Origin of the sequence: Thioclava litoralis (assembly GCF_045278885.1) — a bacterium.
Classification (GTDB): Bacteria; Pseudomonadota; Alphaproteobacteria; order Rhodobacterales; family Rhodobacteraceae; genus Thioclava; species Thioclava litoralis.
In genome coordinates this window covers 240,502-265,328 of the sequence record NZ_CP135445.1, presented here as the reverse complement: position 1 = coordinate 265,328, position 24,827 = coordinate 240,502, and the positions used below count along the sequence as shown (strand labels likewise).

Sequence of the window (24,827 nt, the reverse complement as noted above, 5' to 3'; positions counted from 1 at the left end):
AACAGGTGGATGCCCCCGCGCTACAGGTACAGGGGCATCACAGATCAATGCTTACTGGACGTTGGAGCCAACGACGCTATCCCAGCCGCCCACCACGGCGTCCTTATTGCCCGCCTGTTCGTCAAGGGTCGGGAAATAGGCCTTTTCATAGGCTTCTGCGGGGGGCAGCGCATCCAGAAGCTCTTGCGGCACCTTGCCCGCCTTCGACATCGCGTTGAAGCGCGCGGGGTGGCAATAGCCCTTCAGCCAGAGGTTCTGCCCCTCGTCCGAATAAAGATATTCCATCCAGAGCTTGGCGGCATTCGGGTGCGGTGCATGGGCCGAAATCCCCTGCACATAAACGCCCGCCAGAACGCCCGATTTCGGCACCACAACATCAACCGGCGGGTTGCCGTTGAGCGTGTCGCGCGCAGCGAGGGCGTTATAGTCCCACATGATGGTGATCGGGGTTGCCCCCTGTGCCAGCGTGCCCGCCTTGCCGATAACGGGGACGAAATTGCCCGCCTCGTTCATCTTCTTGAAGAACTCGAGCCCCTTCTCGCCCGCGTCCTTACCGGCAGCACCGCCCTCGGCCATACCGGCCGCCAGAACCGACAGGATCGCCTGGTTCGAGGCACGCGGGTCACCCGCCAACGCCACCGAGCCCGCATAATCGGAGTTCAGCAGATCGGACCAGTCCTCGGGGTTGGTGTCGATGAGGTCCTTGTTGATCATGAAGGACATGACGCCGTAGTAATCGCCATACCAGTAGCCGTCGGCATCCTTGATCGTGTCGGGGATCTCGTCCCAGGTCGAGACCTTATAGGGCTGCAACAGCCCCTCGTCCTTGGCCTGCGGACCAAAAGACAGCCCCACATCCAGCACATCGGGGGCCTGCGGGCCGGTATTGCCCTTATTGGCGCGCACAGCTTCCAGCTCGTCCGCAGAGCCCGCATCGGGGTTCAGCTCGTTCACTTCAATTTCGGGATATTTCGCCTTGAAGCCCGCAATCACGTCACCATAGCCACACCAGCTATGCGGCAGGGCGATGGTGGTCAGCATACCTTCTTTCTTGGCGGCAGCTTCCAGCTCGGTCAGGTCCTGCGCATGGACCAGCGCGGTGCTGGCCAGCAGGGTTGCCGCAAACATTGCGGACTTTTGCATCACTCGTTTCAAAGTCGTTCTCCCCGAAGTCGGTCGTGGCGTGGGTTTGCCCCCGCCGCGTTTAAGCGCCGTTTTTGACGTCTAGATGACAGTTCTTATCCCTGCACGCTGCCACGGATAACAAATAACGAGAAAGAGAAGATTGTCCCTTTTCTACGAGAAGTTAGGCATTCTTTCGCAGGCAGGGGAAGACTGCCCAAGATTTGATCGCTGTTCAATGCCAAGCTGGCGGGCTACGGACATAAAAAAGCGGGCCATTGGCCCGCTCTCGTGGTTGTGATAGAGCCGCCGTCAGCCTTCGGCTTTTTCATAGGCGTTGATGATCTTCGCGACCAAGTGATGGCGCACCACATCCTTCGAGGTGAAGTAATTGAAGGAAATCCCTTCGACCCCGTCCAGAATACGCTCGGCATCGGCAAGCCCCGAGGGCATCCCCCGCGGCAGGTCGACCTGAGAACGGTCGCCGGTGATCACCATGCGCGACCCCTGCCCCAGACGGGTCAGGAACATCTTCATCTGCATGGTGGTGGCGTTCTGCGCCTCGTCCAGCACCACAAAGGCATTCGATAGCGTGCGACCGCGCATGAAGGCCAGAGGCGCGATCTCGATGCGCTTGTCTTCCATCAGCTTCGCGAGTTGCTTTTGCGGCAGGAAGTCGTTCAGCGCGTCATAAAGCGGCTGCATATAAGGGTCGACCTTGTCCTTCATATCGCCGGGTAGAAAGCCCAGACGCTCGCCCGCCTCCACGGCCGGACGCGACAGCAGGATCTTGTCGACCTCGCCCGAGATCAGCATGGTCACACCCACAGCCACCGCCAGATAGGTCTTGCCGGTCCCTGCGGGGCCAATGCCAAAGGCCATCTCGTTCTCGAACAGGTTGCGCACATAGGCTTTCTGCGCCTCGGTACGGGGTTCGACCTGTTTCTTGCGGGTGCGGATTTCATATTGCCCTTTGGCGAACATCTCGAGCTGGTCTTCGAAGCTCGTGGTCCCCCCCAGCTCGGTGGCGCGCAGCGCGGCATCGATATCGCCGGTTTCAATGGGTTTCTGGGCTTCCAGCCGCTGGTATAAGTGCTGCACAACCGCAGCCGCCTGGGCTTGGGCCTCTGGTGCACCCACGACGGCAAGCTGGTTGCCACGTCGGAGGATATGCACCGATAAGGCCTGTTCGATCCGTGCGAGATTGCGGTCAAACTCGCCGCAAAGATCGATCAGAAGTTTATTATCAGGAAACTCGAGAAGTGTCTCGCGGGCATCCTGAGAGCTGGGCGGGGGGGTTATCGCACTGAAGCCCAAATACATCCTCCTGGCTGGATTCCTAGTAAATATGGTGCCCCCAAGATGTGTGTTGCGCAAGTCTTGCTTTTTGTCTGCAACGATCCATGCCGCGAGATTTCATCAATCTGAGACAAAAAAGAACCGCACGACAGGCGTGCGGTTCAAGAATTGCGCGCCGGACCCCGAAAGTTCCGGCAAAGTCATACAGAATCAGTAGCCCGGCGTCGGGTCGGGAATATCCGAGCCCGATTTGAACGGACCGACAGCCGTGGCGGCAGGACCAGCCCCCGAGCAGATCGGCTTGCCGTAATCATCAAGCCGCGCCGAGAGATAGCCCTCGACACCATCATCGATGATCCAGTGGTCACAGCCTTCCGGATCGATCCAGATACCGGCTTTCAACTGGCTGAGATCTTTCGACCCCCAACCGCGGTCACGGCTTTTGTCCGGACCGACGGCGGTACAGGCGCCCATTGCCCCAACCAGCCCCAGCAACACGAGTGTCTTTATGGCAGTCATGATACCGGCCCCTTATTTCACACAGATGATTTCAACGCGGCGGTTCTGCGCCATGCCTTCGCGGGTGGCATTGGTCGCGCGCGGCTGGCGCTCGCCATACCAGTTCACGGCCAGCACCGGCGCCCCGACCTCGCGGGCGACACCCGCCACGGCTTCGGCGCGGCGCTTTGAAAGCTTCATGTTATACTCGTCAGAGGCGCGGCTGTCGGTATGCCCCGTAATGATGAAGCTGCGCGCCTGCGCGGTGCGGAAGAAGTTGCGCAGATATTCACGCCCCGCAACCGAGATCGCAGAACGGTCGGTGGCAAACAGCGTATCGGTCGGAATGATACCGCAGACATTGCGGTGGCAGACCGGACGCCCGTCGCGGGTGATGCGGTTGTCCATATACCCTTCGGCACCGTCATCCATGACCCAGTGCTCGCAGCCATCGGGGTCGATCCAGATGCCGGGAATATATTTTTCGGCGCGCGTCTGCTGCGCCTGTGCCGGGGCAAAGCCAATGGCGAAAACCATGCCAGCCGCCAGGGCAAAGCCGGCCACCGGCTTCATTTTTTGCAAGAGAGTGCTGATCACCGTCTCGTCCCCCTAAATGCCATCCCGAGCGGCATTTTCCATGCAGCGGGCGGCAAAATGTCCAACTCACGGCAGATTAGCAAAAAAGTGACGCAATGGAAGGGTAAAGACGCAAGATGTAGTAGTGATTATGGAAACAAGTCCCCAAAAAACCACGGATTGTTTCTATTTTGGCGGATTCGCATGGTTTTTACGTGATCCGCCAAAACCGGTTTATCAGATCAGCTCTCCGGCAAGCGAATTGGGGCCCGACGCCGTAATGCGGACCCGTGCCAATGTACCGGGGCGGATATTTTCACCTTTAACGTGAACCGCTTGCAGATAATCCGACTTGCCGACCCATTGGCCCTCCTGACGGCCCGGCTTTTCGAACAGCACGAAACATTCGCGCCCGACCATCGCCTCTTGGGTGGCGCGCTGCTGCTGGGTGATCAGCGCCTGCAGACGTTGCAGACGCTCATCGGCCACCTCGGCAGGCACGGCATCGGTGCGATCTGCCGCAGGCGTGCCCGGACGGGCGGAATATTTGAACGAATAGGCCGCGCCATAGCCCACCTTGCGCACCAGCTCCATCGTATCCTCGAAATCCTGATCGGTCTCGCCGGGGAAGCCCACGATGAAATCGCCCGAAAGCACCAGATCGGGGCGGGCGGCACGGATACGTTCGATCAGGCGGATATATTCCGCCGCCGTATGCTTGCGGTTCATCGCCTTCAGAATACGGTCGGAGCCCGATTGCACCGGCAGATGCAGATAGGGCATCAGCTTGGGTTCATCCCCATGCGCGGCGATCAGATCGTCTTCCATGTCGTTGGGATGCGAGGTGGTATAGCGGATCCGGTCCAGCCCCTCGATCTTGGCCAATTCGCGCACCAGACGCGCCAGAGACCAGGTGCCCTCCTCGCCCTCGCCGTGATAGGCGTTGACGTTCTGACCCAAGAGGGTGATCTCGCGCACGCCCTTCTCGACCAGCTTGCGCGCCTCGCCCAAGATGCGGGCCACAGGGCGCGAGACCTCGGCCCCGCGGGTATAGGGCACCACGCAGAAGGCGCAGAACTTGTCGCAGCCTTCCTGCACCGTCAGAAAGGCGGTGGGGCGCGCCTGCACGGGGCGCTCGGGAAGATGTTCGAATTTATCCTCGACGGGGAAATCGGTATCCACCGGCTTCTCGCCGCGATCCACCGCGCGGGTCATCGCGGGCAGCTTGTGATAGCTTTGCGAGCCCACCACCATATCCACCAGCGGCATGCGGCGGCGGATCTCTTCGCCCTCGGCCTGCGCCACACAGCCCGCCACCCCGATCTTCAGGTTCGGATTGGCCTCTTTGAGCGGACGCAGGCGGCCCAGCTCGTGATAGACCTTCTCGGCGGCCTTCTCGCGGATGTGGCAGGTGTTCAACAGCACCATATCGGCCTCTTCGGGGCTGTCGGTCAGGACATAGCCCTCGCCGCCCATCGCCTCGGCCATACGCTCGCTGTCATAGACGTTCATCTGGCAGCCGTAGGTCTTGATATGCAGCTTCTTCAGCACCGGAACGGCGGGCGTCTCAACGGTATCAAGCTTGGAATCGGGCATCAGAGAAACCTCCTGGCGGACAGATTGGGGGCGGATGTGGCGGATCGGCAGCCTGCCCGATACCGGAGATTGCCCTATGGAGCAAGCATCGCCCGTCAAGCTGCGGCCAAAAGTGATGTTTTCACAGACCAGAAAGGCAATGACAGGTGGTGCAAGAATGCCCCGCGCCGCAGGCTCGGGCGATCACGCTCTTGTAATCACCTGCCTCTTGGGGAAATCTGGCGCAAAAGACCGGACGCTCCATGCTATTTTCTTCTCTTGATGATCTTGCCAGCAAGGGCCAGTCCCTGTTTGCCAAAGGGCCGGTGGCCTTGATTCTTGTCGAGGACGAGGTCGAGCTGGACAGCACGCTGGCCCATCATCTGAACTGTGGCTTCCGAGAGGTGATCGCCTTCATGCCGCAGGCCCTGCCCCTGCCCGAAGGGTTCGAGGCGCGGGTTCACAGGGTCGATTACGACACCCATGAACCGGGTGCGACGGTGGCGGCGGTCAATCTGGCCATCAGCCTGACCCCGCCCAAGGTCTGGTTGTATTATTGCTATAACGCCGAATATCTCTTCTATCCGTTCAGCGAGACCCGCCGCGTGGGCGAAATGCTGGCCTTCCATACCGAAGAGCGGCGCCCCGCGATGCTGACCTATGTGATCGACCTTTATACCGCCGATCTGGAGGCCAATCCCAATGGCGTCAACCGCGAGGATGCGATGCTGGACCGCGCGGGCTATTACGCGCTGGCACGGCTCGACCCCGAAAACCACAATCACCCCAAGGAGCGGCAGCTCGATTTCTTTGGCGGGTTGCGCTGGCGCTTCGAGGAACATGTGCGCGAGAACCGTCGCAAGATCGACCGCATCGGCCTGTTCTCGGCGGCACAGGGGCTGACGCTGCGTGCCGATCACACCTTCAGCGACGAGGAATACAACACCTATTCCTGCCCGTGGCATCATAACCTGACCGGCGCGATCCTGTCCTTCCGCGCGGCCAAGGCGCTGAAAACCAATCCCGGTTCGTCCTGGGCCATTCAGGATTTCCGCTGGTATAATGCCGAGCCCTTCCAGTGGAACTCGCAGCAGCTTCTCGATCTGGGGCTGATCGAACCGGGCCAGTGGTTCTAGGCGCATCGGAACCGCTTGCCCGAAATGATAAGCTAGGTCATGCTGACCCTCCCCATGCGAGGACGCCTGATGACCGATGCCGTTTCTTCCCCCCGCGACGCGCGCGCAGGCATCGGCCTGTTCCTGATTGCGGCCCTGCTGTTCTTCTGTGCGATGTCGGGCACCACCCTGCCGACGCCGCTTTACACGCTTTACCGGCAGCAGATGGATCTGTCGCAGGCGATGATCACCGTGATCTTTGCGGTCTATGCGGGCGGGGTGATTGCCGCATTGGTGCTGACGGGGCGCTGGTCCGACCAGATCGGGCGCAAACCGATGCTTTATGCCGGTGTCGGTCTTTCGGTGGCAAGCGATCTGGTCTTCTGTCTGGCAGGGCCGCTCTGGCTGGTTCTGCTGGCGCGGATGATCTCGGGGCTGTCGGCGGGGATCTTTGCCTCGACGGCCACCGCAACCGTCATGGACCTTGCGCCGCCCCGCCATGTGAAGCTGGGCGTGCTGGTCGCGACCGCCGCCAATATGGGCGGGCTCGGCGCGGGCCCGTTGCTGGCCGGAGCCGCCGCCCTGCTGATGCCTTTGCCCTTGCTGACACCCTATCTGCTGCATCTGGCGCTGATCTGTCTGGCTGCGCTCTGTTTCCGCCATGTGCCCGAACGCGTCACGAAAGCGGCCCGTCCGGACTGGTCGCCACAATCGCTCGCACTCCCCCCCGAAGTGCGCCGCGCCTTCCTGCCCGCCGCGATTGCCGCCGTGGCGGGGTTCATGGTGTTCGGCTTCTACTCGGCCGTCATTCCCGGATTTCTGGGGCAGATCATGGGCTATCACAGCCCGCTTCTGATCGGCTTCGTCGCGGGGTTCATTTTCCTTGCCTCGACCCTCGGGCAGGCCTTGGTCGGCCATATCGGCGCAGGCTGGCGCGGGCCACTGGGCTGTCTGGTGCTGGGCGCGGGCACGACGATCATGGCCTTCGCCTTCCAGATGCAGAGCCTGCCGCTGCTCCTTCTGGCCACGCTGGTCGCCGGTCTCGGGCATGGCCTCGCCTTCCGCTCCGGTCTGGCGGCCATCGGAGCGGCGGCACCGGACACCGACCGCGCCGGAGTGATCTCGCTGTATTTCGTGGTGAGCTATCTGGCGATCTCGGTGCCCGTGGTAATTTTCGGCCTGCTGACACTGGCCTTGCCGCTGGCACCGCTGGCAACGGGTTTTGCCATTCTGGCAACCGCCCTCTGCCTGCTCGCGCTGAGTTTACTGATCCGCCATCGCTAACAGCCACATGGGCCGGTCCGGCCCGACGGAAGCCCCTGCCCGTTCCGTTCGGAAAAGACGGCCTTTGTCTGACAAAGGCCGGATGTCGAAGCATATAGGATTAGCGCATGAAACAGTCGGGTGTTCTCCCCTTTGGCACCGTGGCTCTGGCCGCGCTTCTGGCCTGCGGGCCGGTCGTCAGCACACAGGCCCTAGCCCAGACCAAGCCGCCGGCCAGAGAGGCAAACGAACCGCCCCGCCCGCCGAGCCTGAAAGAGATGGACCGCAACCATGACGGACGGGTCACGGTAAAGGAATTCGACATGTTCATGGCCGAACATGCCCCCCGTCCCGATGGCCCGCCGCCTTCCAAATCCGGCCATGCGGCTCCCAAGGGCGCGGCCCCCAAAGGCAAGGCCGACCATCCCCGACCGCCCAGCGGCGCAGAGCTGGACCGCAACCACGATGGCATCATCTCGAAAAAGGAATTCAAAGCCTTTCTTGCGAAGATGACACCCCCCAAGCCGCAACGCTGATCCCGCCGCGCCGTGACAGACGGCGCGCAACGGAAGGCGGGCCCGCATTCTGCTCTGGCACGGTGCGGGCCGCAGCCCTGGGCACGGTGCGGGCAGCGGCCCTGCGCCCCCACATCCCCCGCGCGTCTCTCAAAAAGACCCCGCGACAGGCCGCCGCGGGGTTTATGCCGCTGGGGAAGGTGCTTCGCTCACGCAAACATATGCGCACCGATATAGCTGCCCTCGGGCGGGGCGGGCGGCACGAAGAACACGCCCGATGCGATATGCGAGATATATTCGTTCAGCGCATCCGACGCCCCCAGACGGGTCTGTAGCGTCTCGAACGCATGCGGATCATTCTGGTAGGACAGGAACAACAACCCCGCATCCAGCATGCCCAGACTGTTGATCCCGTCGGTATAGTTATACCCGCGCCGCAGGATCTTCAGCCCGTTATGATGCTCATGCGCCGCAAGACGCATATGTGCATTGGCCGGAATCACGGGCCCATGCGGCCCCTGTGCCTTGAAATCGGGCGTATCGAATTCATGCGTGCCCGTCAGCGGCGCTCCCGACACCTTGAAACGGCCAAAGACCTCGTTCTGGTCATCCACGCGGTCGGTATCCCAGCTTTCGATGAACATCCGGATTTTACGCACAACCTGATAGCTGCCCCCCGCCCCCCAGCCGGGATTGTCGGACCACACGAATTTCGCGCGGTCCTGCTCGGTGACGATATTGCGGGTGCCATCCCGAAACCCCAGAAGATTGCGCGGTGTGCTCTGCCCGACCCCTGCCGAAGCCCGACCGAACCCCATGATCGCCCAGCGAGTGGCCGCCGTTCCGGTGGATTTGGCCAGCCGTGCCAGCACCCGCACCGCATGATAGGCCACCTGCGGATCATCCGCACAGGCCTGTAGCGAAAGATCGCCCCCCGAAATCTCGGGCAAAAGCGCGTCTCCGGGCAGATGTTTGAGCGGGCGCAAGGCTTTGGGACGGAAGGCCTGCAATCCCAGCCTGTCATCGAACACCCCCGGCCCCAAGCCCACGGTCACACTCAGCGAGGCCGGCGCCAGATCCAGCGCCTCGCCCGTATCCAGCGCACCGGCATTGGGCCGCCCCGGATCGACCTTGCTGATCGGCTCGCCCTTCATCATCTGGGCGATCGAGGCCGACCAGCGGGCCAGCAATATCTGCAAATCGCGCGGGTCGGTCGATGTCAGGTCGAAGGTCATATAGACGATATGGCGCTGCGGCGGTGTCGCGATGCCCGCCTGCGGCCCCGGCCCGTAAAACGGATAGGCATGGGTCAGGTCTATCTGGTCTGTGGGCGGGTCTTGGGGGGCATCGCCCGCTTGCGCGGCGGACACCAGCGCGGGGGCGGCAAAAGGTGAAAGCGCCGCGCCGAACAGAAGGCCACGGCGGCGGGAATCGGGGATGTCCATGATGTCTCCTTTGCAAGTCAGGCTGGGAGAAGGCGGTCTGACAGATGTCTCACGGGGCGGGCCGGCACAAGGCCACCCGCCCCCAGATGCGTCTTAGCCTGCGGTCGCGACCTTCTCGGCCACACGCGACAGCGGTTCCTGCAACGACTGGATGGCTTTGCTGAGCTTGACCTTATCCGACGCTTTCAGCTCTTGCGTATACAGCACATACCCACCGGGCACCGAATTGTCGCGATACTGGTCCAGCAGGGCGCGGACCTTGGCAAATTCATCGCTGACACGCGCGGTCAGATCGGGGTCGATCTGCTCCATACCCGGTTGCAGATAGGCAAAGGCCTGTTCCGCCCCTTCCACATTGCCCGCGAAATCGGCCAGATCGATATGGCTATAGGCTTCTTCCTCGCCGCTGATCTTGCTGCTCTGGACCTCTTCCAGCAAGTCTGCAGCCCCGTTGGCCAGATCCTCGGGCCAGAAATCGAGGCTGGGGGCAAGCTTGTCCAGCAGCGTGACATTCTTCACCAGATCCGCCGCAAGCGTTTTGGTGTCATCGGTAATGGCGCCACGTTCGAACAGATCGCGCTCGATCGCGTGATAGCCCGACCAGCCCACAGCGGGGTCTTCATTCGAGGCCCGCATATCGATGAGGTAATCGAGATTGCCGTGGTTGTCCGTGGCATCGAACCCGTCCATCACGAACCCGTCCACATCGGATTCGATCCGCTCGTAAAACGGGCGGGCCCGCGCATAATCGATCTTGGCGGCCTCAAGATTTCCGGCATCGATATCGGTTTTGAGTTTGGTCACCGCAACCAGCATCGCATCAACGGTCTCGTTGACATAGGCATTGTAGTCTTTGGTGCCCTTTGCCAGCAGTTCGGAGGCGCTGCCTTGCGGGCGCTGTGCCAACTGGCCCTTGACGCTGAAGGCCACCTTCTGCTCTGCCGCGCCGGGGCAGTAGATCTCGTAATCGCCGCCGCCAAGGGTCACGGTAAAGGACACGGGCGGCAGACCGGGGGCGAGGTTCTCTTTTTCACCGATGATGCGATTGCCGGACAGAAGCTCGACTTCGGTCAGGGCTGTGGCTGTCTGGTTGGTGACGGTGAACGTGACCGGACCCGCAACGGCTTCCTTGGCGCTCAGGGCGCAGGTGCCGCCATTATCGCCGGTCAGGGTGATGGCAACCTGTGCGGCACCAGCATCGTTTTTCTGTGCCGTCTGTGCGTAAGCCGTGCTGGCGGCCAGCGTTGCGACAAGCGGAAGGACAAGAGAGGACGGGCGGGAAAACGGCATTACGGCATTCCTTTTGCTGCGGGTTCGGCGCGTGCGCCGGCTGTAGAGTGGAAAGATTCGGGAGAAAGGCGGCGGCGCTGACGTGCACCGCGCAACGCGCAGGCAAGCGCCGCCGCCAGAAGAACAAGCGGAAATTGGCGGCACCAGAACTGCCATTCCTGCAAGGCCGCCGCGAAATCGCGATAGGCGGCTTTGGCTTGGGTCGTGTAGGTTTCGGGGATGGCCCAGCGGGCGGGGCCGATGGCCTTTTGCACGGCGTCCGGCACCTCGCGCACACGCAGGCTGCGCGGGGTCTGGAGCCCGCCGCCCGACAGGGTGACGCTGACGCTGCTACGGGCCTGCGCGGCCACGACAGCCCCCTGCCCGCTTGTGGCCTGTGCCTGGATATCGGCCTGCCATTGTGCCGCATAGGGTCCGGGATAGCGCGTGGGGTTCAACCCGATCGGCCTGCGCCCGCCATTCAGTGCCACCAGATCGGCAAAGCTGACGCTATCAGGGGCTGTCGGGATCGCTAGGGTCGCGGCGTAATCGCCCATATTCAGCGCCTGCCCGTTATGGCTGGCATCTTGACTGCGGATCGGGGCAAGGCGCAGCTCGGCCGTACCGAAACGGGCCAGAAGATCGGCATGGGCAAGGCGCAACTCACCGGACATATCGCCCTGTATCGTTGTAAGCGGTGCGGTCTGGCGCAGACGGGCCCGCGGTTGCGGCGTCAGCAGAAGCCCGACCCCGACCAGCGCCAGAACCGCCCCCGCACCAAGTTTGAGACGCGCCGCGGTCCGGGGTGCAAGCGGACGCGATTTGGGCCAGTAGACCATCAGCGCCACCGGACCCAGATAGGCCAGCCAGCCCAGCACCTCGATCAGACGCGGATCGGCAGGGATACCCAGAACGCCGGTCATCAACGCCGCCCGCACCGTGCCCGGCTGCACCAGCCAAGACAGGTTGACGACAAGCTGCTGGCCCGCATTGATCCAACCCGCCTCATGCGCGGTGCGCAGCGCGGTCACGCACAGCCCCGCCGCCACCAATAGCAGGAATGCCCCCGTCACACGGAAAAACCGCGACAGGTTCAGGCGTACTCCGCCGGCATAGATGCCCCAGCCGATGGCCACCGCCAGACCCAGCCCGATCACCGCCCCGCAGGCGGCCCAGAATGTGGATTGTGCTGCAGAAAAGGTTGCCAGAAAGAAGACGGCAGTTTCGAACCCCTCTTTCAGCACGGCCAGAAAGGCCATCAGCGCAAGGGCGAAGGCCCGCCGCCCGCCAAGGGCTGCCGCAGCCTCGCTTTCCAGACTGCTGCGCATATCGCGGCCATGCTTGTCCATCCACAAGATCATGCCGGTCACGAAGACAATCGCCACCGCCCCGATGACGGTTTCCAGCGCCTCCTGTCGGGCCTGCGGCAGGCTCTGTTCCAGATGGTTCAGCCCGAGCCCTACCGCCAGTGACAGCACGAGTGCGGCAATAACGCCGGTCCACATCGCCCCCAAGCCCACCCCGTTGCGACGCAGGAAAGCCGCGATGATCCCCACGATCAGCGAGGCCTCAAGCCCTTCACGCAGCGCGATTACCAAGGTTGCCAACATCGACCAGACCTTTCGACTTGGCCGGAAGGACGGGTCTGGGCCGTCAGACACATCCCTCCTGCGAGATACCGGATTGGCCCTGAATTCCTGACCAATTTACTTACCAATGGCTTCTGCGCCCTTGGCAAAGGCCTGTCAAAACACGCTCGCGTGAAGATGACCCCAGGAAATTTCCGCCGGTAAAGCCGCCTGCACCCCAAATAAAAAATCCCCCGCCATCGATGGATGGCAGGGGGTTTCGTTTGTCTGGCAATGGCTTAGCGCAGGATGCGGCCGATCCGTGCGATCCCTTCGTCGATCTGGGCGTCGGTCGCGCAGGAATAGCTGAGCCGCAGGGTGTTCTGGCCCGAGCCATCGGCAAAGAACGCCCCGCCCGGGACGAAGGCGACTTTTTCATCGCGTACCGCTTTCGCCAGCAGATCGGCCCCGTCGAGTTTGGGGTCGAAGGTCAGCCAGATGAACATGCCCCCTTCGGGACGGGTGAAGCTGACCGATGCCGGCATTTCGCGCTCGAGCGCGGCCAGCATCCGGTCGCGACGGCTGGCATAGACCGCCTTGATCTTGGCCACATGCTCGTGGAAGATCGCGCGCGCCACATGGTTCGTCACGATCTGGTTGAGGGTCGGCGAATGCAGGTCGGCGGCCTGTTTCATCAGCACCAGACGGTCGATCACCGGCTTTGCCGCCACAACCCAACCCACGCGCAGACCGGGCGCCAGCGTCTTCGAGAAAGACCCGCAATAGATGGTGCGGGTGTTCTCGATACCGCCCTTGCGTTCGATGTCCAGCGCAAGGATCGGCGGGATCGCCTCGCCATCGAAACGCAGGTTCTGATAGGCGCCATCCTCGATGATCGCGCAATCCAGCGCCTCGGCCTGATCCAGCAGACGCTCGCGCCCGTCACGGGGCAGGGTCTCGCCCGTCGGGTTGGCAAAATCTGCCGAGAGATAGGCAAATTTTACCGCGCCGCCGGCGGCCTTGGCCTCCGTCTTCAGGGTCTCGGGGTCGATATTCGACATCGGATCCAGCGGGATATAACGCGGCTCATAGGCGTTGAACGCTCCCAAAGCGCCCAGATAGGTCGGGCGCATCACGGCGGCGGTATCGTTTTCGGTCAGGAACAGCTTGCCCAGATAATCCAGCGCCTGCTGCGAACCGGAGGTGATCATGATATTGTCAACGGCACAGGGCACGCCGATCTTTTCCATCTCGCCCACAAGCCATTCGCGCAGCGGGCGATAGCCTTCGGAGACCGAATATTGCAACGCCGCATGGCCGTTATTATCGGCCATCGTGGCGGCAAAAGCGTCGGAATAGGCTTGCGACGGGAACAGATCGGGGTCGGGAATACCGCCCGCGAAAGAGATGATATCGGGCTGGTCGAGAAGTTTCAGCAGCTCACGGATCTCCGAGGCTTTCATCCGGCCCGCGCGGCGTGCGAGCACTTTCGTCCAGTCCATTTTTCGTCTCCTGCGTCTCGTCTGGCGGATCACGCCCTTGCGTGGCCGCGTGAAATAGAATGCCCAAAGGGCCTGAACGCAGCGTTAGCGCCTAACGGAAGCCTTCGCAAGGCGGGCAGCCGTGATCTGGCGCACAGAAAACCTGCGCCTCAGTCATAAAAACGAGAGCAATATTTCGAATGCGGCACTGTGGGCGCACAAAAATTTCTGCGCCCACAGTTTTAGGCGTTAGCCTTCGGTCGGTTCGGGGATGTAAAGCGCCCCGCCCTCGCGGAATTTCTCGGCCATCTTGCCCATGCCCTCCTGCCGCTGGGCCTCGGCGCGGATGTCATGGCTGATCTTCATGGAGCAGAATTTCGGCCCGCACATCGAACAGAAATGCGCCACCTTATGCGCCTGCGCGGGCATGGTCTCGTCATGCATCTCGCGCGCGGTATCGGGGTCGAGCCCGATGTTGAACTGATCTTCCCAGCGGAATTCAAACCGCGCACGGCTGATCGCGTCATCGCGGCGCTGCGCCCCCGGATGGCCCTTGGCAAGATCGGCGGCATGGGCGGCCAGCTTATAGGTGATCACCCCCGTCTTCACATCGTCGCGGTCGGGCAGGCCAAGGTGTTCCTTGGGCGTCACATAGCACAGCATCGCCGTGCCGAACCAACCGATCATCGCAGCACCAATGGCCGAGGTGATATGGTCATAGCCCGGCGCGATATCGGTGGTCAGCGGTCCAAGCGTGTAGAAGGGCGCCTCGTGGCAGTGCTTGAGCTGCTCGTCCATATTGGCCTTGATCTTGTGCATGGCCACATGGCCCGGCCCTTCGATCATCACCTGACAATCCTTGGCCCATGCGATCTTGGTCAGCTCGCCCAAGGTGCGCAGCTCGGCAAATTGCGCCTCGTCATTGGCATCGGCAATCGAGCCCGGACGCAGGCCGTCCCCCAGCGAGAAGCTGACATCATAGCGGCGGCAGATGTCGCAGATCTCGTCGAAATGCTCGTAAAGGAAGCTTTCGCGGTGATGATGCAGGCACCATTTCGCCATGATCGACCCACCGCGCGACACAATCCCCGTGACGCGTTTGGCGGTCATCGGGATCATATGCAGACGCACGCCCGCATGGATGGTGAAGTAATCGACCCCCTGCTCTGCCTGTTCGATCAGCGTGTCGCGGAAGATCTCCCATGTCAGATCCTCGGCCACGCCGCCGACCTTTTCCAGCGCCTGATACAGCGGCACCGTGCCGATCGGCACTGGCGCGTTGCGGATGATCCAGTCGCGGATATTGTGGATATTGCGCCCCGTCGAGAGGTCCATCACCGTGTCCCCGCCCCAGCGGATCGCCCAGACCATTTTCTCGACTTCCTCTTCCATCGAGGAGGTCACTGCCGAATTGCCGATATTGGCGTTGATCTTCACCTTGAAGTTGCGCCCGATGATCATCGGCTCAAGCTCGCGGTGGTTGATATTGGCGGGGATGATCGCGCGGCCTTCCGCGATTTCCTGACGCACGAATTCCGGCGTCACCAGATCGGGGAGGTTCGCGCCCATCGGGTCACCATCGCGGGTATAGGCGGCCATACGGCCCTCATTCTCGCGGATGGCGACGAATTCCATCTCGGGGGTGATCACCCCTGCCCGCGCATAGGCGAGCTGCGTCACGGCGCGGTCACCAATCGCGCGCAGCGGCGGACGCTGCACGGGGAACGGCGCCACGAGGCGGTCGCCCTTGGCAAAGCCGTTATCGGCATCGGTGATGGCGCGGCCCTCATATTCCTCGATCTCGCCGCGCGCCTGCAGCCAGCCGCCACGGGTCTCGGGCAGGCCCTTGGTAATGTCGATCTCGGCCAGCGGGTCGGTATAGGGGCCCGAGCTGTCATAGACGCACAGCGCCTCCTCGTTCGAGATCTCGATCTCGCGCATGGGCACGCGCAGCGCGTGGATCTGGCCTTCCTTATGCACCTTGCGCGAGCCGATCAGCGCGCCGGTGGTAATCGTCGGGACGATATCTTTCATGTCGGTCTCCTCTTTCGAAAAGACCCAACCAAAAACTGCGAGGGAATAGGCCACTGCGGGCCGCAAGGGCCAAAGCGGCCCGAAAGGACCGCCCATAGGATATGGAATGCGGAATTGCCCTTCGGTCTTCCTACGCCAGCATCAACTGGGTCAGGTTCAAAGGGTCGCGTCACCGGAATTGCTTCCAATCAGCCTCTCAGTCCCTTAGGCGGGACTCCCCTGACAGGGCCGGAGATTTGCCGAAATAAGATGCGCCGTCAATGGCTATTCACAGATTGGCGCTGTGCAAGGCTGGCCAAAACCGCTCAGGCAGCGCCCGCCGCCGCAACGAAGTCTTTGATAAGAGACGCCTCTTTCACTCCGGGCGCGGACTCGACACCCGAAGACACATCCAGCTGATTGGCCCCTGTGCGCGCAATCGCCAAGGCGACATTCTCGGGGGTCAGCCCGCCCGCCAGCATCCACGGCTTGGACCATTTGCGTCCCGCAATCAGCGTCCAGTCGAACGACAGCCCGTTACCGCCGGGCAAAGCGGCCCCTTTCGGGGCTTTGGCATCCACAAGGATCTGGTCGGCCACGGCCTCATAGGCGGGGATCGCCTCTAGGTCCGAAGGCTCGGCCACGCCCAGGGCCTTCATCACCGGCAGACCATAGCGGGCACGTATCTCGGCCACACGCTCGGGCGTTTCCTTGCCGTGAAGCTGGAGCATATCAAGGGGAACTTGCGCCGTGATGGCATCAAGCTCGGCATCCGTTGCATTGACCACCAGCGCGACCTTGGCCACGCCCAGCGGCACCATCAACGCCAGCTCGCGCGCCTGAGCAATCGTCACATTGCGCGGCGACTTCGGGAAGAAGACAAAACCAGCATAGGCCGCACCACTCCGGGATACGGCCTCGACATGGGCGGGCTTGCTAAGACCGCAGATTTTGACGCGGGGGGCCATAGAGGATCAGCGGGCCGAGGGCGCGCGCTCCAGAACCGCCAGAACATCATCCTGCGGGCCTTCATGGCGCTGCTTGAGATGCCCCAGCTCACGCTCCAGCGCCTTGGCCTTACGGGCCTCTTGTGCGCCGCGCGAGCGGATGCGGTATTCCCGCGCCCATTCCCACACGAAGCCGATCAAGAGCCCCAGCAGAACGCCCGCCATGATCGCCACAAACAACGGCACCTGTAACGACCAGCCAAATCCCAGCACCCCTGCCGTTTCTTCCGGCAGCAGACGCAGCGTGACGATCTGCGTGTTCGACAGAGCGATGACGATAAGAACGACCGCAAGGATCGCAAGGATGGCGTAACGCAGGGCGCGGATCATGTTTATTCTTCCTCCACCCCGTTCAGACGGTCGCGCAGCAGCTTGCCGGTCTTGAAGAACGGGACATGTTTCTCGTTGACATCAACGGAATCGCCAGTGCGCGGGTTCCGTCCCGTGCGTGCATCCCGTTTCTTGACGGAAAAGGCACCGAAACCGCGCAGCTCGACCCGGTCTCCACGGGCCATCGCTTCGATGATCTCCTCGAAAATCGTATTCACGATCTTCTCGACATCGCGTTGGAAGAGATGCGGATTATCTTCGGCAATTTTTGCGATCAGCTCGGACCGGATCATGTAAGAATTCCCCCTGCGAGAATTGGCGGTGCTGTTCTGACTATAGGCAGAATTTTCGGCATGACAAACAGCAAAGCACTGTAATAACTACCTGATTAGCGATCAAGCGGCCTTGCGCGCGAAAATTTACCTGTCTTCCCTTCCCCAAATGCCTTTTCCTTGGGCAAAATCTGCACATGTGAAGCTTTTATAAATAAAAACCCCGCCCGGTACAACCGGACGGGGTAAAGATCTGAAACCAGATCCGGAGAGGAGGATTACTCCTCGCCCTTCAGAGCTGCGCCGAGGATATCGCCCAGCGATGCGCCCGAATCGGACGAACCGTACTGTTCCACGGCTTCTTTCTCTTCTGCGATCTCGCGCGCTTTGATCGAGACGCCCAGACGACGGGTTTTCGAGTCGACATTGGTCACGCGCACATCGACGTGATCGCCAACTTGGAAACGCTCGGGGCGCTGGTCAGCGCGGTCACGTGCGAGGTCCGAACGACGGATGAAGGACTTCATGCCGTTATATTCGACTTCGATGCCGCCATCTTCGATCGCGGTCACGTTCACGGTGATCACCGAACCACGCTTCACGCCGTCAACTGCGTCGGAGAAGGTGTCTGCGTCCAGAGCTTTGATCGAGAGCGAGATACGCTCTTTCTCGATGTCCACTTCGGTGACAACGGCCGAAACCATATCGCCTTTGCGGTAGTTCTGGATCGCGTCTTCGCCGCGCTGTTCCCACGACAGGTCAGACAGGTGAACCATGCCGTCGATGTCGTTGTCGAGGCCGATGAACAGACCGAATTCGGTGATGTTCTTGACTTCGCCTTCGATCTGGGTGCCGACCGGATGGGTCTCTGCGAAGACTTCCCACGGGTTACGCATGGTTTGCTTGAGGCCAAGCGAAACGCGGCGCTTCTGGGTGTCGATTTCCAGAACCATGACGTCGACTTCCTGGCTCGTCGAAACGATTTTGCCGGGGTGGACGTTTTTCTTGGTCCAGGACATTTCGGACACGTGAACCAGACCTTCGACGCCTGCTTCCAGCTCGACGAATGCACCGTAGTCGGTGATGTTGGTCACGCGGCCCGAGTGCACCGAACCCAGCGGGAACTTCGCTTCGACCGAATCCCACGGATCCGCTTGCAGCTGCTTCATGCCCAGCGAGATGCGGTGGGTGTCTTTGTTGATCTTGACAACCTGGACCTTCACGGTCTCGCCGATCGTCAGGATCTCGGACGGGTGGTTCACACGGCGCCATGCCATGTCGGTGACGTGCAGCAGGCCGTCAACGCCGCCCAGATCAACGAAGGCACCGTATTCGGTGATGTTCTTGACCACGCCTTCGACAACCTGACCTTCGGTGAGGTTCGCGATGACTTCGGCACGCTGTTCAGCACGCGACTCTTCGAGGATCGCACGACGCGACACAACGATGTTGCCACGGCGACGGTCCATTTTCAGGATTTGGAAGGGCTGCTTCAGACCCATCAGCGGGCCGGCATCGCGCACGGGGCGCACATCGACCTGAGAGCCCGGAAGGAACGCAACTGCGCCGCCCAGATCCACGGTGAAACCGCCTTTGACGCGACCGAAGATAGCGCCTTCGACGCGCTCTTCTTTTGCGTAAGCTGCTTCGAGACGGTCCCAAGCTGCTTCGCGGCGAGCCTTGTCGCGCGAGATAACAGCTTCACCACGTGCGTTTTCAACGCGATCGAGGAAGACTTCGACTTCGTCGCCGACTTCGATCTGCGGAGCTTCGCCCGGGTTTGCGAATTCTTTAAGATCAACGCGGCCTTCCATTTTGTAGCCGACGTCGATGATGGCTTGGCCCGCTTCGATCGCGATGACCTTACCTTTAACAACCGAACCTTCGTTCGGGGTGTCGATTTCGAGGCTTTCGTTAAGAAGCGCTTCGAATTCGTCCATGGATGCGTTATGCGACATGCGTTTAGAGTTTCCTTTACAGATTTATTCAGGCCTGATGGTTGGCTCCACCGGTCTTGTCGTTGGATAGTCAAAAAGGGGCGCGACAGACTCGCCCCCCAGTTCGGACGCGCCCATATAAGCGCATTTTCCTTTTCAGGCAAGCCTGAATACGGCCCGCAGCCCTGTCCGCCCTAGCCTTTCAGCGCGGTTTCGATATCACGGCGCATCGCCTCGGACATCGGCGCATCGGAGGCGCGATAGGTGCGCAGCACCTCGCCACCGCGTCCCAGCAGCACTTTATTGAAATTCCAGTCCGGTTCGAAGTGATACCGGTCGCGCAGCCAGGCATAGAAAGGATGCGCCTTGGTGCCGGTGATCGCGGTAATCTGCGCCATCGGCATATCCTCGATCCCGAAGGCCATCACGCAATAGCGGCGCACCTCCTCATTGGTCGGAAGCTCCTGGCGGAAATCATCCGAGGGCACCGCCAGCACCGTGAAGCCCTGATCGGCATAGCGGTCCAGAAGCTCCTGCATTTCCTCGAACTGGCCCGCATAGCCGCAACGGGAGGCGGTATTCACCACCAGAACGACCTTGTCCGACCAATCCGCAAGGCGGAAATTCTGCCCCTCGATCCCCTGAAATGTCACATCCGGCATCGGACTGCGCGAACTGGCGGAAACGGCGGCACCCGTAGCACTGAGAGCGAAGCCGATCAGCATGAAAAGCCCGATAACGCCGTAAACAACTTTGCGCATAATCCGATCTCCTTCGTCATCTAACGCAAAAGCTCACGCATGGTTCACCTCTATGTGAAAATTATTTCACTCGCAGATGCGTTTGTAACGCCTCAAATGTGATGCTCCGTCGCATTCGGCTGTTTCCCGCTTATCGGGCGCATGCGGGAGCGGGCGACGACCGGCCTTGAACCGCGTTCGTGCAGGGCGATAGCGTGGACAGATGGCGACAGGACAGCGGCTGTCGGGGGTGGCCAGATCCGGCACCCACCCCTCCTTGCACGAGATCCCCGCGACCGCGAAATCAAGCGGTTCAGCCGGTTGCTGGACAAGGGTCCGCACCCAGCACAAGCGCGCCGCTGGCAGAGGAGGACAGCTCGATATAGACATCCCGTTCCGAAGGGGTCTTCACGATCAACGGAAAGCTGCGCGGCAGATCGCTATGATAGGCCATCAACCCCTCGGGGGTCTCGGGCGCCTCGGCACGAAGGGGCGATGCAAGCAGACAAAGAAGGAGGATCAGGCGCATATGGGCAGGATGACCCAAGTGCCATATGCTGGCAATCCGGCCTAGCTGTCTCGGCGTTTACCTGCTGACCATAGCTTGTGACAAAAGCCCCAAAGCAGACCCGTCAGGATAGCCAGCGCGACCGTCACTCCTAGAATGGCCAAGAAGAAGGTCAGAGGATCAGGGTCTTCAGGCCCGAAGACCAGCACGAGCACCACCGCCGCAATCAGCTGCGCCCAGTTTAACAAATTTTCGGCTACAGCCTTGGCGAGCCATTTAAGACAATTTTTCATCGACGAGCCCCGCCAAAGCCTGCAACCTTGGCCCTCCGACGCTAACCGCGCTTGGCCTCGATCAGGGCGATGGCTTGGGCGATGGCGTCCTCGATGCTTAGATCGGAGGTGTCCAGCAGATGCGCGTCCGGCGCAGGGCGCAGCGGCGCATCCGTGCGGTTCATGTCGCGCTCGTCGCGCTCGATGACCTCGGCCAGAACCTGCGCCTCATCCCCGCCGACCTCCAGCCAGCGACGATGGGCGCGCACCTCGGGCGAGGCCGTCACAAACAGCTTCACCTGCGCGCGCGGGCAGATCACCGTGCCAATGTCGCGCCCGTCCAGCACAGCGCCCTCGGGGCTTTCGGCAAAGCGGCGCTGAAAATCGACCAGAGCCACCCGCACCGTCGGCAGCGCCGCCACCCGCGAGGCCGCCTGCCCCGCGCCCAGAGTGCGCAGGTCCGAACGTTGCAGATCCTCGGGCACCAGCCCTTCGGCGGCGCGGAACGGGTCCTGCCCCTCGGCCACTTTCGCGCCCACGGCACGGTACAAAAGCCCCGTATCCAGATGGGCAAAGCCGAAATGCGCGGACACGGCCTTGGAGATCGTGCCTTTACCGGCGGCGGCGGGGCCATCAATGGCGACGGTAAAGCTCATATCAGTCCCGCGTGATCTTGGCGCCAAGGCCATTGAGAAGCGGCTCGAAGATCGGGAAAGAGGTCGCAATCGGCGAGCCATCATCCACCGAAACCGGCTTTTGCGCGGCCAAGCCAAGGATCATGAAGCTCATGGCGATGCGGTGGTCCAGATGGGTTGCAGCCACCCCGCCACCCGGCACGCCATCTTGGCCCATGCCGTGGACGATCAGCGTGTCTTCATCTTCCTCGATCGTGATACCATTGGCCTCAAGCCCGCGTGCCATCGCGTCGATCCGGTCGCTTTCCTTCACGCGCAGCTCATGCACGCCCTTCATCACGGTCTTGCCCGTCGCAAAGGCTGCCACGACCGAGAGCACCGGATATTCGTCGATCATCGAGGCCGCACGGTCTTCCGGCACCTCGATGCCATGTAGCGCCGAGTGACGCACACGCAGATCGGCCACAGGCTCGCCGCCCTCTTCGCGCTCGTTCAGGAACTCGATATCGCCGCCCATCTCCTTGAGCGTGATGAACAGCCCGTTGCGGGTCGGGTTCTGGCTGACACCGGGCACCGTGATATCGGATCCCGGCACGATCAGCGCCGCACAGACGGGAAAGGCCGCCGAAGACGGGTCACGCGGCACGGCCACGGTTTGCGCCACCAGCTCGGGGCGGCCCTGCAGGGTGATCTTATGGCCCTCGTTCGTGTCTTCCACGGTCACGTCTGCGCCAAAGCCGCGCAGCATGCGTTCGGTATGGTCACGGGTGGCGACCTTCTCGATGACCACCGTCTGTCCGGGCGCATTCAGCCCCGCCAGAAGCACCGCCGATTTCACCTGCGCCGAGGCCATGGGCGTGGTGTAGGTCACAGGCGCGGGATCGGCCGCCCCCACCACCGTCATCGGCAGACGCCCGCCCTGACGGCCATAGGCCTTGGCCCCGAACAGAGCGATCGGGTCGGTCACACGGCCCATCGGGCGTTTGCGCAAAGAGCCATCGCCCGTGAAGGTCGCGGTGATATCCGAGGTCGCCATACAGCCCATGATCAGCCGCACACCCGTGCCCGAGTTGCCACAATCAATCACCTGCTCGGGCTCGGCAAAGCCGCCAACCCCCACGCCCTGCACCGACCATTCGCCCGGCCCGTGCTGGGTCACGGTCGCCCCGAAAGCCCGCATCGCCTTGGCGGTATCCAGCACATCCTCGCCTTCCAGCAGGCCGGTGATTTTGGTCTCGCCCACAGACAGTGCCCCAAGGATCAGCGCGCGATGGCTGATCGACTTGTCACCGGGCACCTCGGCCACACCAGAAAGCGGCCCGCATTTCTGCGAACTCATACGGATCGGATCACCATGGCCGGACATATGGACCTCCCTTGTCTTGTCGCCTCTCTGCTAGCGCATGACAAGGCGGCAGGCAACGGGTTTGGGGCTTATGCCTCGGGCTTGCGATAGGTCAGGTAATGCGGCTTGCGGCCCTCACGCAGAGCCTTCTGCTCATAGCGCGTCGACAGCCAGTCATCCCAAGGCGTGTCCCAATCGCCCGAGACTTCCTGCGGATCGTCATAATCAAAAGCCGCGGGCACCTCGAATTGCGGGATAAAGCCCGCCTTCGGGACCTCTTGCACTGCCTGACGGACATAGTCACAGATATCGGTGGCAATGCGGAATTCGGACCCGGGGGCCAGCGCCTCGAACAAAGGCACCAGATGTTCCTGCGTCACGAAACGGCGGCGGTGATGGCGGGTCTTGGGCCACGGATCGGGATAGTTGAGGAAGGCTTTCGAGATACTGCCTGCGGGCAGGATATCCATCACATCGCGCGCATCGCCGGGATGGACCGCGACATTCTGCACCGCCATCCGCCGGATCTTGCCCAAAAGCATCGCAACGCCGTTGATATAGGGCTCGCAGCCGATGATCTCGACCTCAGGATAGGTCTCGGCCATATGGATCATATGCTCGCCGCCCCCGAAGCCCACCTCAAGCCAGACCGGCTTGCCCTTGAAACGGGTGGCCATGTCGATGGGCGTGCGCTCGGGGTTCACATCCCAATCCACCGCCCCCGGAGACAGAGCCTCGAGGTCTTCATCCAGATAATCCTTCTGGGCCTTGTTCAGCGTCGGTCCGTGGCGGCGACCATAGAAGTTGCGCCAGCCGCGTTCGGGGTGATCCGGGGTTTTGATATCATCGCTCATGCCCGCGCGCATAGCCAATGCCATGCCCTCTGGTCAAGGCCCATCATGCGCCAGCCGCTGCGACCACGGCCTTGGCGATGGCGGCAACAATGCCGTAGAGCGCGGCGCAGAAGAGCACACCGAAGACAATCGCCATGACACATTCCAGAAAACGGGACGGCAGGCTATTGCGTGTGCTTGCGCGCAAAGCCTGTAGATCGAGACCCGAAGGCTGCGTGACTGCCCACTCTGCCTGATAAAGCCCCTTCGAGATATCATCCTCCAAGCAGAAGGCCAGCTCTGCCCGTCTGAGCGTTTGCATATATTCCGGTGCAGCGCCCATCTTGAGCTTCGGGTGACCAGCTGAACACATACTATCCGTGAAAAACAGCCACGGCCGATGGGCCTGCACAAAACGAAACATATCGGCGGCAGGCGCAAAGCCTATGCGTTCGCCCATCGCAAACCACAGATCAGCGGCTTCCTCGGCCTCTGGCGAACCGATGTCGCATTTAAGATCGAAGGCACTGAAAGCTGGTGCCCACTGCGCCATGACCCATTGCGCAGGCCAGTTCATCCGGTTCAGGTCGATCCTCTCGCACCACGCTAAAAGCCCAGCCAGCTCCGCCCGAAACCGTAAATACGAGATGCCAGCTCCGCTACGCCCCGCCTCGAACTGCGCCGCAAAAAGAGCCAGAATTTCGGCGCCTCGTTCTGGGAAACGTGCCATAAACTGGTTCAGAAAGTCGCGCCCCTCGCCGCGTTGCCATAGATATGGTGAGGGCTGCTTTATCCGTTTCCAACCGAAAACCTGACACAGCATATCCGGCAGCGATCTACGTGGTTCTTCTTCGAGAACGGTCCGTATCCTTTTGGCATAGATAGCAACAATGGCCTTCCTTTTGGGGACCTCTGTGACGCGCCCCCTTGCCAGTTCCGACGGGCAAAGGAAGACGTCGGAGAAAGACGGCACCTGTAGACACGCCAGAAGCAAATCAATGCCAACGCGGTCCGTATCCAAGATTGACTGGCTGATTTCGACGATATCGTCGGGGTAGCCACCATGCGCATAGGCCATGCGCCATCTGTATATATTCTCCCGATATATTATACGATCCGCGTCTAGCCGATACGTGAAATGGGCATCGAAATACGGACGATTGGCATGTGCAAGTTCGATGAGCGTTTCAGACATGGTGTGTCCATTCA

General features: G+C 61.5%; 24 protein-coding genes and 1 riboswitch. Of the genes, 3 read left to right on the top strand and 21 right to left on the bottom strand.

The annotated features are described in order from the left end of the window. Positions 1 to 51 precede the first annotated feature (51 nt). The 5 genes from RPE78_RS17035 to miaB form a co-directional block, all read right to left on the bottom strand. Complete coding sequence (locus tag RPE78_RS17035; RefSeq protein ID WP_330629283.1) at positions 52 to 1,128, bottom strand: ABC transporter substrate-binding protein; 1,077 nt, start codon at positions 1,126 to 1,128, stop codon at positions 52 to 54. A 306-nt stretch (positions 1,129 to 1,434) separates the two neighbouring features. Continuing rightward, a complete protein-coding gene (locus RPE78_RS17030) occupies positions 1,435 to 2,445 on the bottom strand; it encodes a PhoH family protein (RefSeq protein ID WP_330629282.1) in 1,011 nt (336 codons plus the stop codon). 186 nt (positions 2,446 to 2,631) lie between these two features. Further along, positions 2,632 to 2,940: a hypothetical protein gene (locus tag RPE78_RS17025; RefSeq protein WP_330629281.1), complete on the bottom strand. Its 309-nt coding sequence runs from the start codon at positions 2,938 to 2,940 to the stop codon at positions 2,632 to 2,634. A gap of 12 nt (positions 2,941 to 2,952) precedes the next feature. Beyond that, the gene (locus tag RPE78_RS17020; protein WP_330629632.1) at positions 2,953 to 3,456 is read right to left on the bottom strand and encodes an OmpA family protein; all 504 of its coding nucleotides are present in this window, start codon (positions 3,454 to 3,456) and stop codon (positions 2,953 to 2,955) included. A gap of 276 nt (positions 3,457 to 3,732) precedes the next feature. Next, entirely contained in the window at positions 3,733 to 5,091 is a 1,359-nt protein-coding gene (gene miaB / locus RPE78_RS17015) for a tRNA (N6-isopentenyl adenosine(37)-C2)-methylthiotransferase MiaB (protein WP_330629280.1), read from the bottom strand. 242 nt (positions 5,092 to 5,333) lie between these two features. On the opposite strand from miaB, the gene RPE78_RS17010 reads away from it, so the two are divergent. From RPE78_RS17010 to RPE78_RS17000, 3 genes are all read left to right on the top strand, one after another. Next, entirely contained in the window at positions 5,334 to 6,206 is an 873-nt protein-coding gene (locus tag RPE78_RS17010) for a hypothetical protein (RefSeq protein ID WP_330629279.1), read from the top strand. A gap of 69 nt (positions 6,207 to 6,275) precedes the next feature. Then, on the top strand, positions 6,276 to 7,469 hold the full coding sequence (locus RPE78_RS17005) for an MFS transporter (protein WP_330629278.1): 1,194 nt from the start codon (positions 6,276 to 6,278) through the stop codon (positions 7,467 to 7,469). A 107-nt stretch (positions 7,470 to 7,576) separates the two neighbouring features. After that, complete coding sequence (locus RPE78_RS17000) at positions 7,577 to 7,984, top strand: EF-hand domain-containing protein (RefSeq protein WP_330629277.1); 408 nt, start codon at positions 7,577 to 7,579, stop codon at positions 7,982 to 7,984. 188 nt (positions 7,985 to 8,172) lie between these two features. Here RPE78_RS17000 and RPE78_RS16995 read toward each other — a convergent pair whose 3' ends face one another. From RPE78_RS16995 to RPE78_RS16920, 16 genes are all read right to left on the bottom strand, one after another. Next, positions 8,173 to 9,408 carry a Dyp-type peroxidase gene (locus RPE78_RS16995; RefSeq protein WP_330629276.1) on the bottom strand — a complete coding sequence of 412 codons (1,236 nt, stop codon included), beginning with the start codon at positions 9,406 to 9,408 and terminating at the stop codon, positions 8,173 to 8,175. Positions 9,409 to 9,501: 93 nt separating this feature from the next. Beyond that, positions 9,502 to 10,698, bottom strand: a complete 1,197-nt coding sequence (efeO, locus tag RPE78_RS16990; RefSeq protein ID WP_330629275.1) for an iron uptake system protein EfeO — start codon at positions 10,696 to 10,698, stop codon at positions 9,502 to 9,504. Then, entirely contained in the window at positions 10,698 to 12,287 is a 1,590-nt protein-coding gene (gene efeU, locus RPE78_RS16985) for an iron uptake transporter permease EfeU (RefSeq protein WP_330629274.1), read from the bottom strand. The genes efeO and efeU overlap by 1 nt, the downstream gene beginning before the upstream one ends. A gap of 257 nt (positions 12,288 to 12,544) precedes the next feature. After that, a complete protein-coding gene (locus tag RPE78_RS16980) occupies positions 12,545 to 13,747 on the bottom strand; it encodes a PLP-dependent aminotransferase family protein (RefSeq protein WP_330629273.1) in 1,203 nt (400 codons plus the stop codon). A gap of 228 nt (positions 13,748 to 13,975) precedes the next feature. After that, entirely contained in the window at positions 13,976 to 15,760 is a 1,785-nt protein-coding gene (gene thiC / locus RPE78_RS16975; protein ID WP_330629271.1) for a phosphomethylpyrimidine synthase ThiC, read from the bottom strand. 110 nt (positions 15,761 to 15,870) lie between these two features. Next, positions 15,871 to 15,991: riboswitch (TPP riboswitch) on the bottom strand. Positions 15,992 to 16,065: 74 nt separating this feature from the next. Continuing rightward, positions 16,066 to 16,707, bottom strand: a complete 642-nt coding sequence (locus RPE78_RS16970; RefSeq protein WP_330629269.1) for a phosphoribosylanthranilate isomerase — start codon at positions 16,705 to 16,707, stop codon at positions 16,066 to 16,068. Between the two features lie 6 nt (positions 16,708 to 16,713). Continuing rightward, complete coding sequence (locus RPE78_RS16965; protein ID WP_330629268.1) at positions 16,714 to 17,076, bottom strand: LapA family protein; 363 nt, start codon at positions 17,074 to 17,076, stop codon at positions 16,714 to 16,716. A 2-nt stretch (positions 17,077 to 17,078) separates the two neighbouring features. Further along, on the bottom strand, positions 17,079 to 17,369 hold the full coding sequence (ihfB, locus tag RPE78_RS16960; RefSeq protein WP_330629267.1) for an integration host factor subunit beta: 291 nt from the start codon (positions 17,367 to 17,369) through the stop codon (positions 17,079 to 17,081). Between the two features lie 257 nt (positions 17,370 to 17,626). Beyond that, positions 17,627 to 19,306, bottom strand: a complete 1,680-nt coding sequence (rpsA, locus tag RPE78_RS16955; protein ID WP_330629266.1) for a 30S ribosomal protein S1 — start codon at positions 19,304 to 19,306, stop codon at positions 17,627 to 17,629. Positions 19,307 to 19,479: 173 nt separating this feature from the next. Further along, positions 19,480 to 20,046: a glutathione peroxidase gene (locus RPE78_RS16950; protein ID WP_330629265.1), complete on the bottom strand. Its 567-nt coding sequence runs from the start codon at positions 20,044 to 20,046 to the stop codon at positions 19,480 to 19,482. A gap of 292 nt (positions 20,047 to 20,338) precedes the next feature. Continuing rightward, on the bottom strand, positions 20,339 to 20,554 hold the full coding sequence (locus RPE78_RS16945) for a hypothetical protein (protein ID WP_330629264.1): 216 nt from the start codon (positions 20,552 to 20,554) through the stop codon (positions 20,339 to 20,341). 41 nt (positions 20,555 to 20,595) lie between these two features. Then, on the bottom strand, positions 20,596 to 20,826 hold the full coding sequence (locus RPE78_RS16940) for a hypothetical protein (RefSeq protein WP_330629263.1): 231 nt from the start codon (positions 20,824 to 20,826) through the stop codon (positions 20,596 to 20,598). 41 nt (positions 20,827 to 20,867) lie between these two features. Continuing rightward, positions 20,868 to 21,461: a d(CMP) kinase gene (locus tag RPE78_RS16935; protein ID WP_330629262.1), complete on the bottom strand. Its 594-nt coding sequence runs from the start codon at positions 21,459 to 21,461 to the stop codon at positions 20,868 to 20,870. Position 21,462: 1 nt separating this feature from the next. Further along, complete coding sequence (gene aroA, locus RPE78_RS16930) at positions 21,463 to 22,806, bottom strand: 3-phosphoshikimate 1-carboxyvinyltransferase (protein WP_330629260.1); 1,344 nt, start codon at positions 22,804 to 22,806, stop codon at positions 21,463 to 21,465. Between the two features lie 68 nt (positions 22,807 to 22,874). Beyond that, positions 22,875 to 23,639, bottom strand: coding sequence for a tRNA (guanine(46)-N(7))-methyltransferase TrmB (locus RPE78_RS16925; protein WP_330629259.1), 765 nt, complete (start codon positions 23,637 to 23,639; stop codon positions 22,875 to 22,877). A gap of 43 nt (positions 23,640 to 23,682) precedes the next feature. Beyond that, complete coding sequence (locus RPE78_RS16920) at positions 23,683 to 24,696, bottom strand: hypothetical protein (RefSeq protein ID WP_330629257.1); 1,014 nt, start codon at positions 24,694 to 24,696, stop codon at positions 23,683 to 23,685. Positions 24,697 to 24,827 lie beyond the last annotated feature (131 nt).

Excerpts from the sequence above, each read along its gene's own strand:
- RPE78_RS17035 (WP_330629283.1), bottom strand. The coding sequence starts at position 1,128 with ATGTTTGCGGCAACCCTGCTGGCCAGCACCGCGCTGGTCCATGCGCAG.
- RPE78_RS17030 (WP_330629282.1), bottom strand. The coding sequence starts at position 2,445 with ATGTATTTGGGCTTCAGTGCGATAACCCCCCCGCCCAGCTCTCAGGAT.
- RPE78_RS17025 (WP_330629281.1), bottom strand. The coding sequence starts at position 2,940 with ATGACTGCCATAAAGACACTCGTGTTGCTGGGGCTGGTTGGGGCAATG.
- RPE78_RS17020 (WP_330629632.1), bottom strand. The coding sequence starts at position 3,456 with ATGGTTTTCGCCATTGGCTTTGCCCCGGCACAGGCGCAGCAGACGCGC.
- miaB (WP_330629280.1), bottom strand. The coding sequence starts at position 5,091 with ATGCCCGATTCCAAGCTTGATACCGTTGAGACGCCCGCCGTTCCGGTG.
- RPE78_RS17010 (WP_330629279.1), top strand. The coding sequence starts at position 5,334 with ATGCTATTTTCTTCTCTTGATGATCTTGCCAGCAAGGGCCAGTCCCTG.
- RPE78_RS17005 (WP_330629278.1), top strand. The coding sequence starts at position 6,276 with ATGACCGATGCCGTTTCTTCCCCCCGCGACGCGCGCGCAGGCATCGGC.
- RPE78_RS17000 (WP_330629277.1), top strand. The coding sequence starts at position 7,577 with ATGAAACAGTCGGGTGTTCTCCCCTTTGGCACCGTGGCTCTGGCCGCG.
- RPE78_RS16995 (WP_330629276.1), bottom strand. The coding sequence starts at position 9,408 with ATGGACATCCCCGATTCCCGCCGCCGTGGCCTTCTGTTCGGCGCGGCG.
- efeO (WP_330629275.1), bottom strand. The coding sequence starts at position 10,698 with ATGCCGTTTTCCCGCCCGTCCTCTCTTGTCCTTCCGCTTGTCGCAACG.
- efeU (WP_330629274.1), bottom strand. The coding sequence starts at position 12,287 with ATGTTGGCAACCTTGGTAATCGCGCTGCGTGAAGGGCTTGAGGCCTCG.
- RPE78_RS16980 (WP_330629273.1), bottom strand. The coding sequence starts at position 13,747 with ATGGACTGGACGAAAGTGCTCGCACGCCGCGCGGGCCGGATGAAAGCC.
- thiC (WP_330629271.1), bottom strand. The coding sequence starts at position 15,760 with ATGAAAGATATCGTCCCGACGATTACCACCGGCGCGCTGATCGGCTCG.
- RPE78_RS16970 (WP_330629269.1), bottom strand. The coding sequence starts at position 16,707 with ATGGCCCCCCGCGTCAAAATCTGCGGTCTTAGCAAGCCCGCCCATGTC.
- RPE78_RS16965 (WP_330629268.1), bottom strand. The coding sequence starts at position 17,076 with ATGATCCGCGCCCTGCGTTACGCCATCCTTGCGATCCTTGCGGTCGTT.
- ihfB (WP_330629267.1), bottom strand. The coding sequence starts at position 17,369 with ATGATCCGGTCCGAGCTGATCGCAAAAATTGCCGAAGATAATCCGCAT.
- rpsA (WP_330629266.1), bottom strand. The coding sequence starts at position 19,306 with ATGTCGCATAACGCATCCATGGACGAATTCGAAGCGCTTCTTAACGAA.
- RPE78_RS16950 (WP_330629265.1), bottom strand. The coding sequence starts at position 20,046 with ATGCGCAAAGTTGTTTACGGCGTTATCGGGCTTTTCATGCTGATCGGC.
- RPE78_RS16945 (WP_330629264.1), bottom strand. The coding sequence starts at position 20,554 with ATGCGCCTGATCCTCCTTCTTTGTCTGCTTGCATCGCCCCTTCGTGCC.
- RPE78_RS16940 (WP_330629263.1), bottom strand. The coding sequence starts at position 20,826 with ATGAAAAATTGTCTTAAATGGCTCGCCAAGGCTGTAGCCGAAAATTTG.
- RPE78_RS16935 (WP_330629262.1), bottom strand. The coding sequence starts at position 21,461 with ATGAGCTTTACCGTCGCCATTGATGGCCCCGCCGCCGCCGGTAAAGGC.
- aroA (WP_330629260.1), bottom strand. The coding sequence starts at position 22,806 with ATGTCCGGCCATGGTGATCCGATCCGTATGAGTTCGCAGAAATGCGGG.
- RPE78_RS16925 (WP_330629259.1), bottom strand. The coding sequence starts at position 23,639 with ATGAGCGATGATATCAAAACCCCGGATCACCCCGAACGCGGCTGGCGC.
- RPE78_RS16920 (WP_330629257.1), bottom strand. The coding sequence starts at position 24,696 with ATGGCCTATGCGCATGGTGGCTACCCCGACGATATCGTCGAAATCAGC.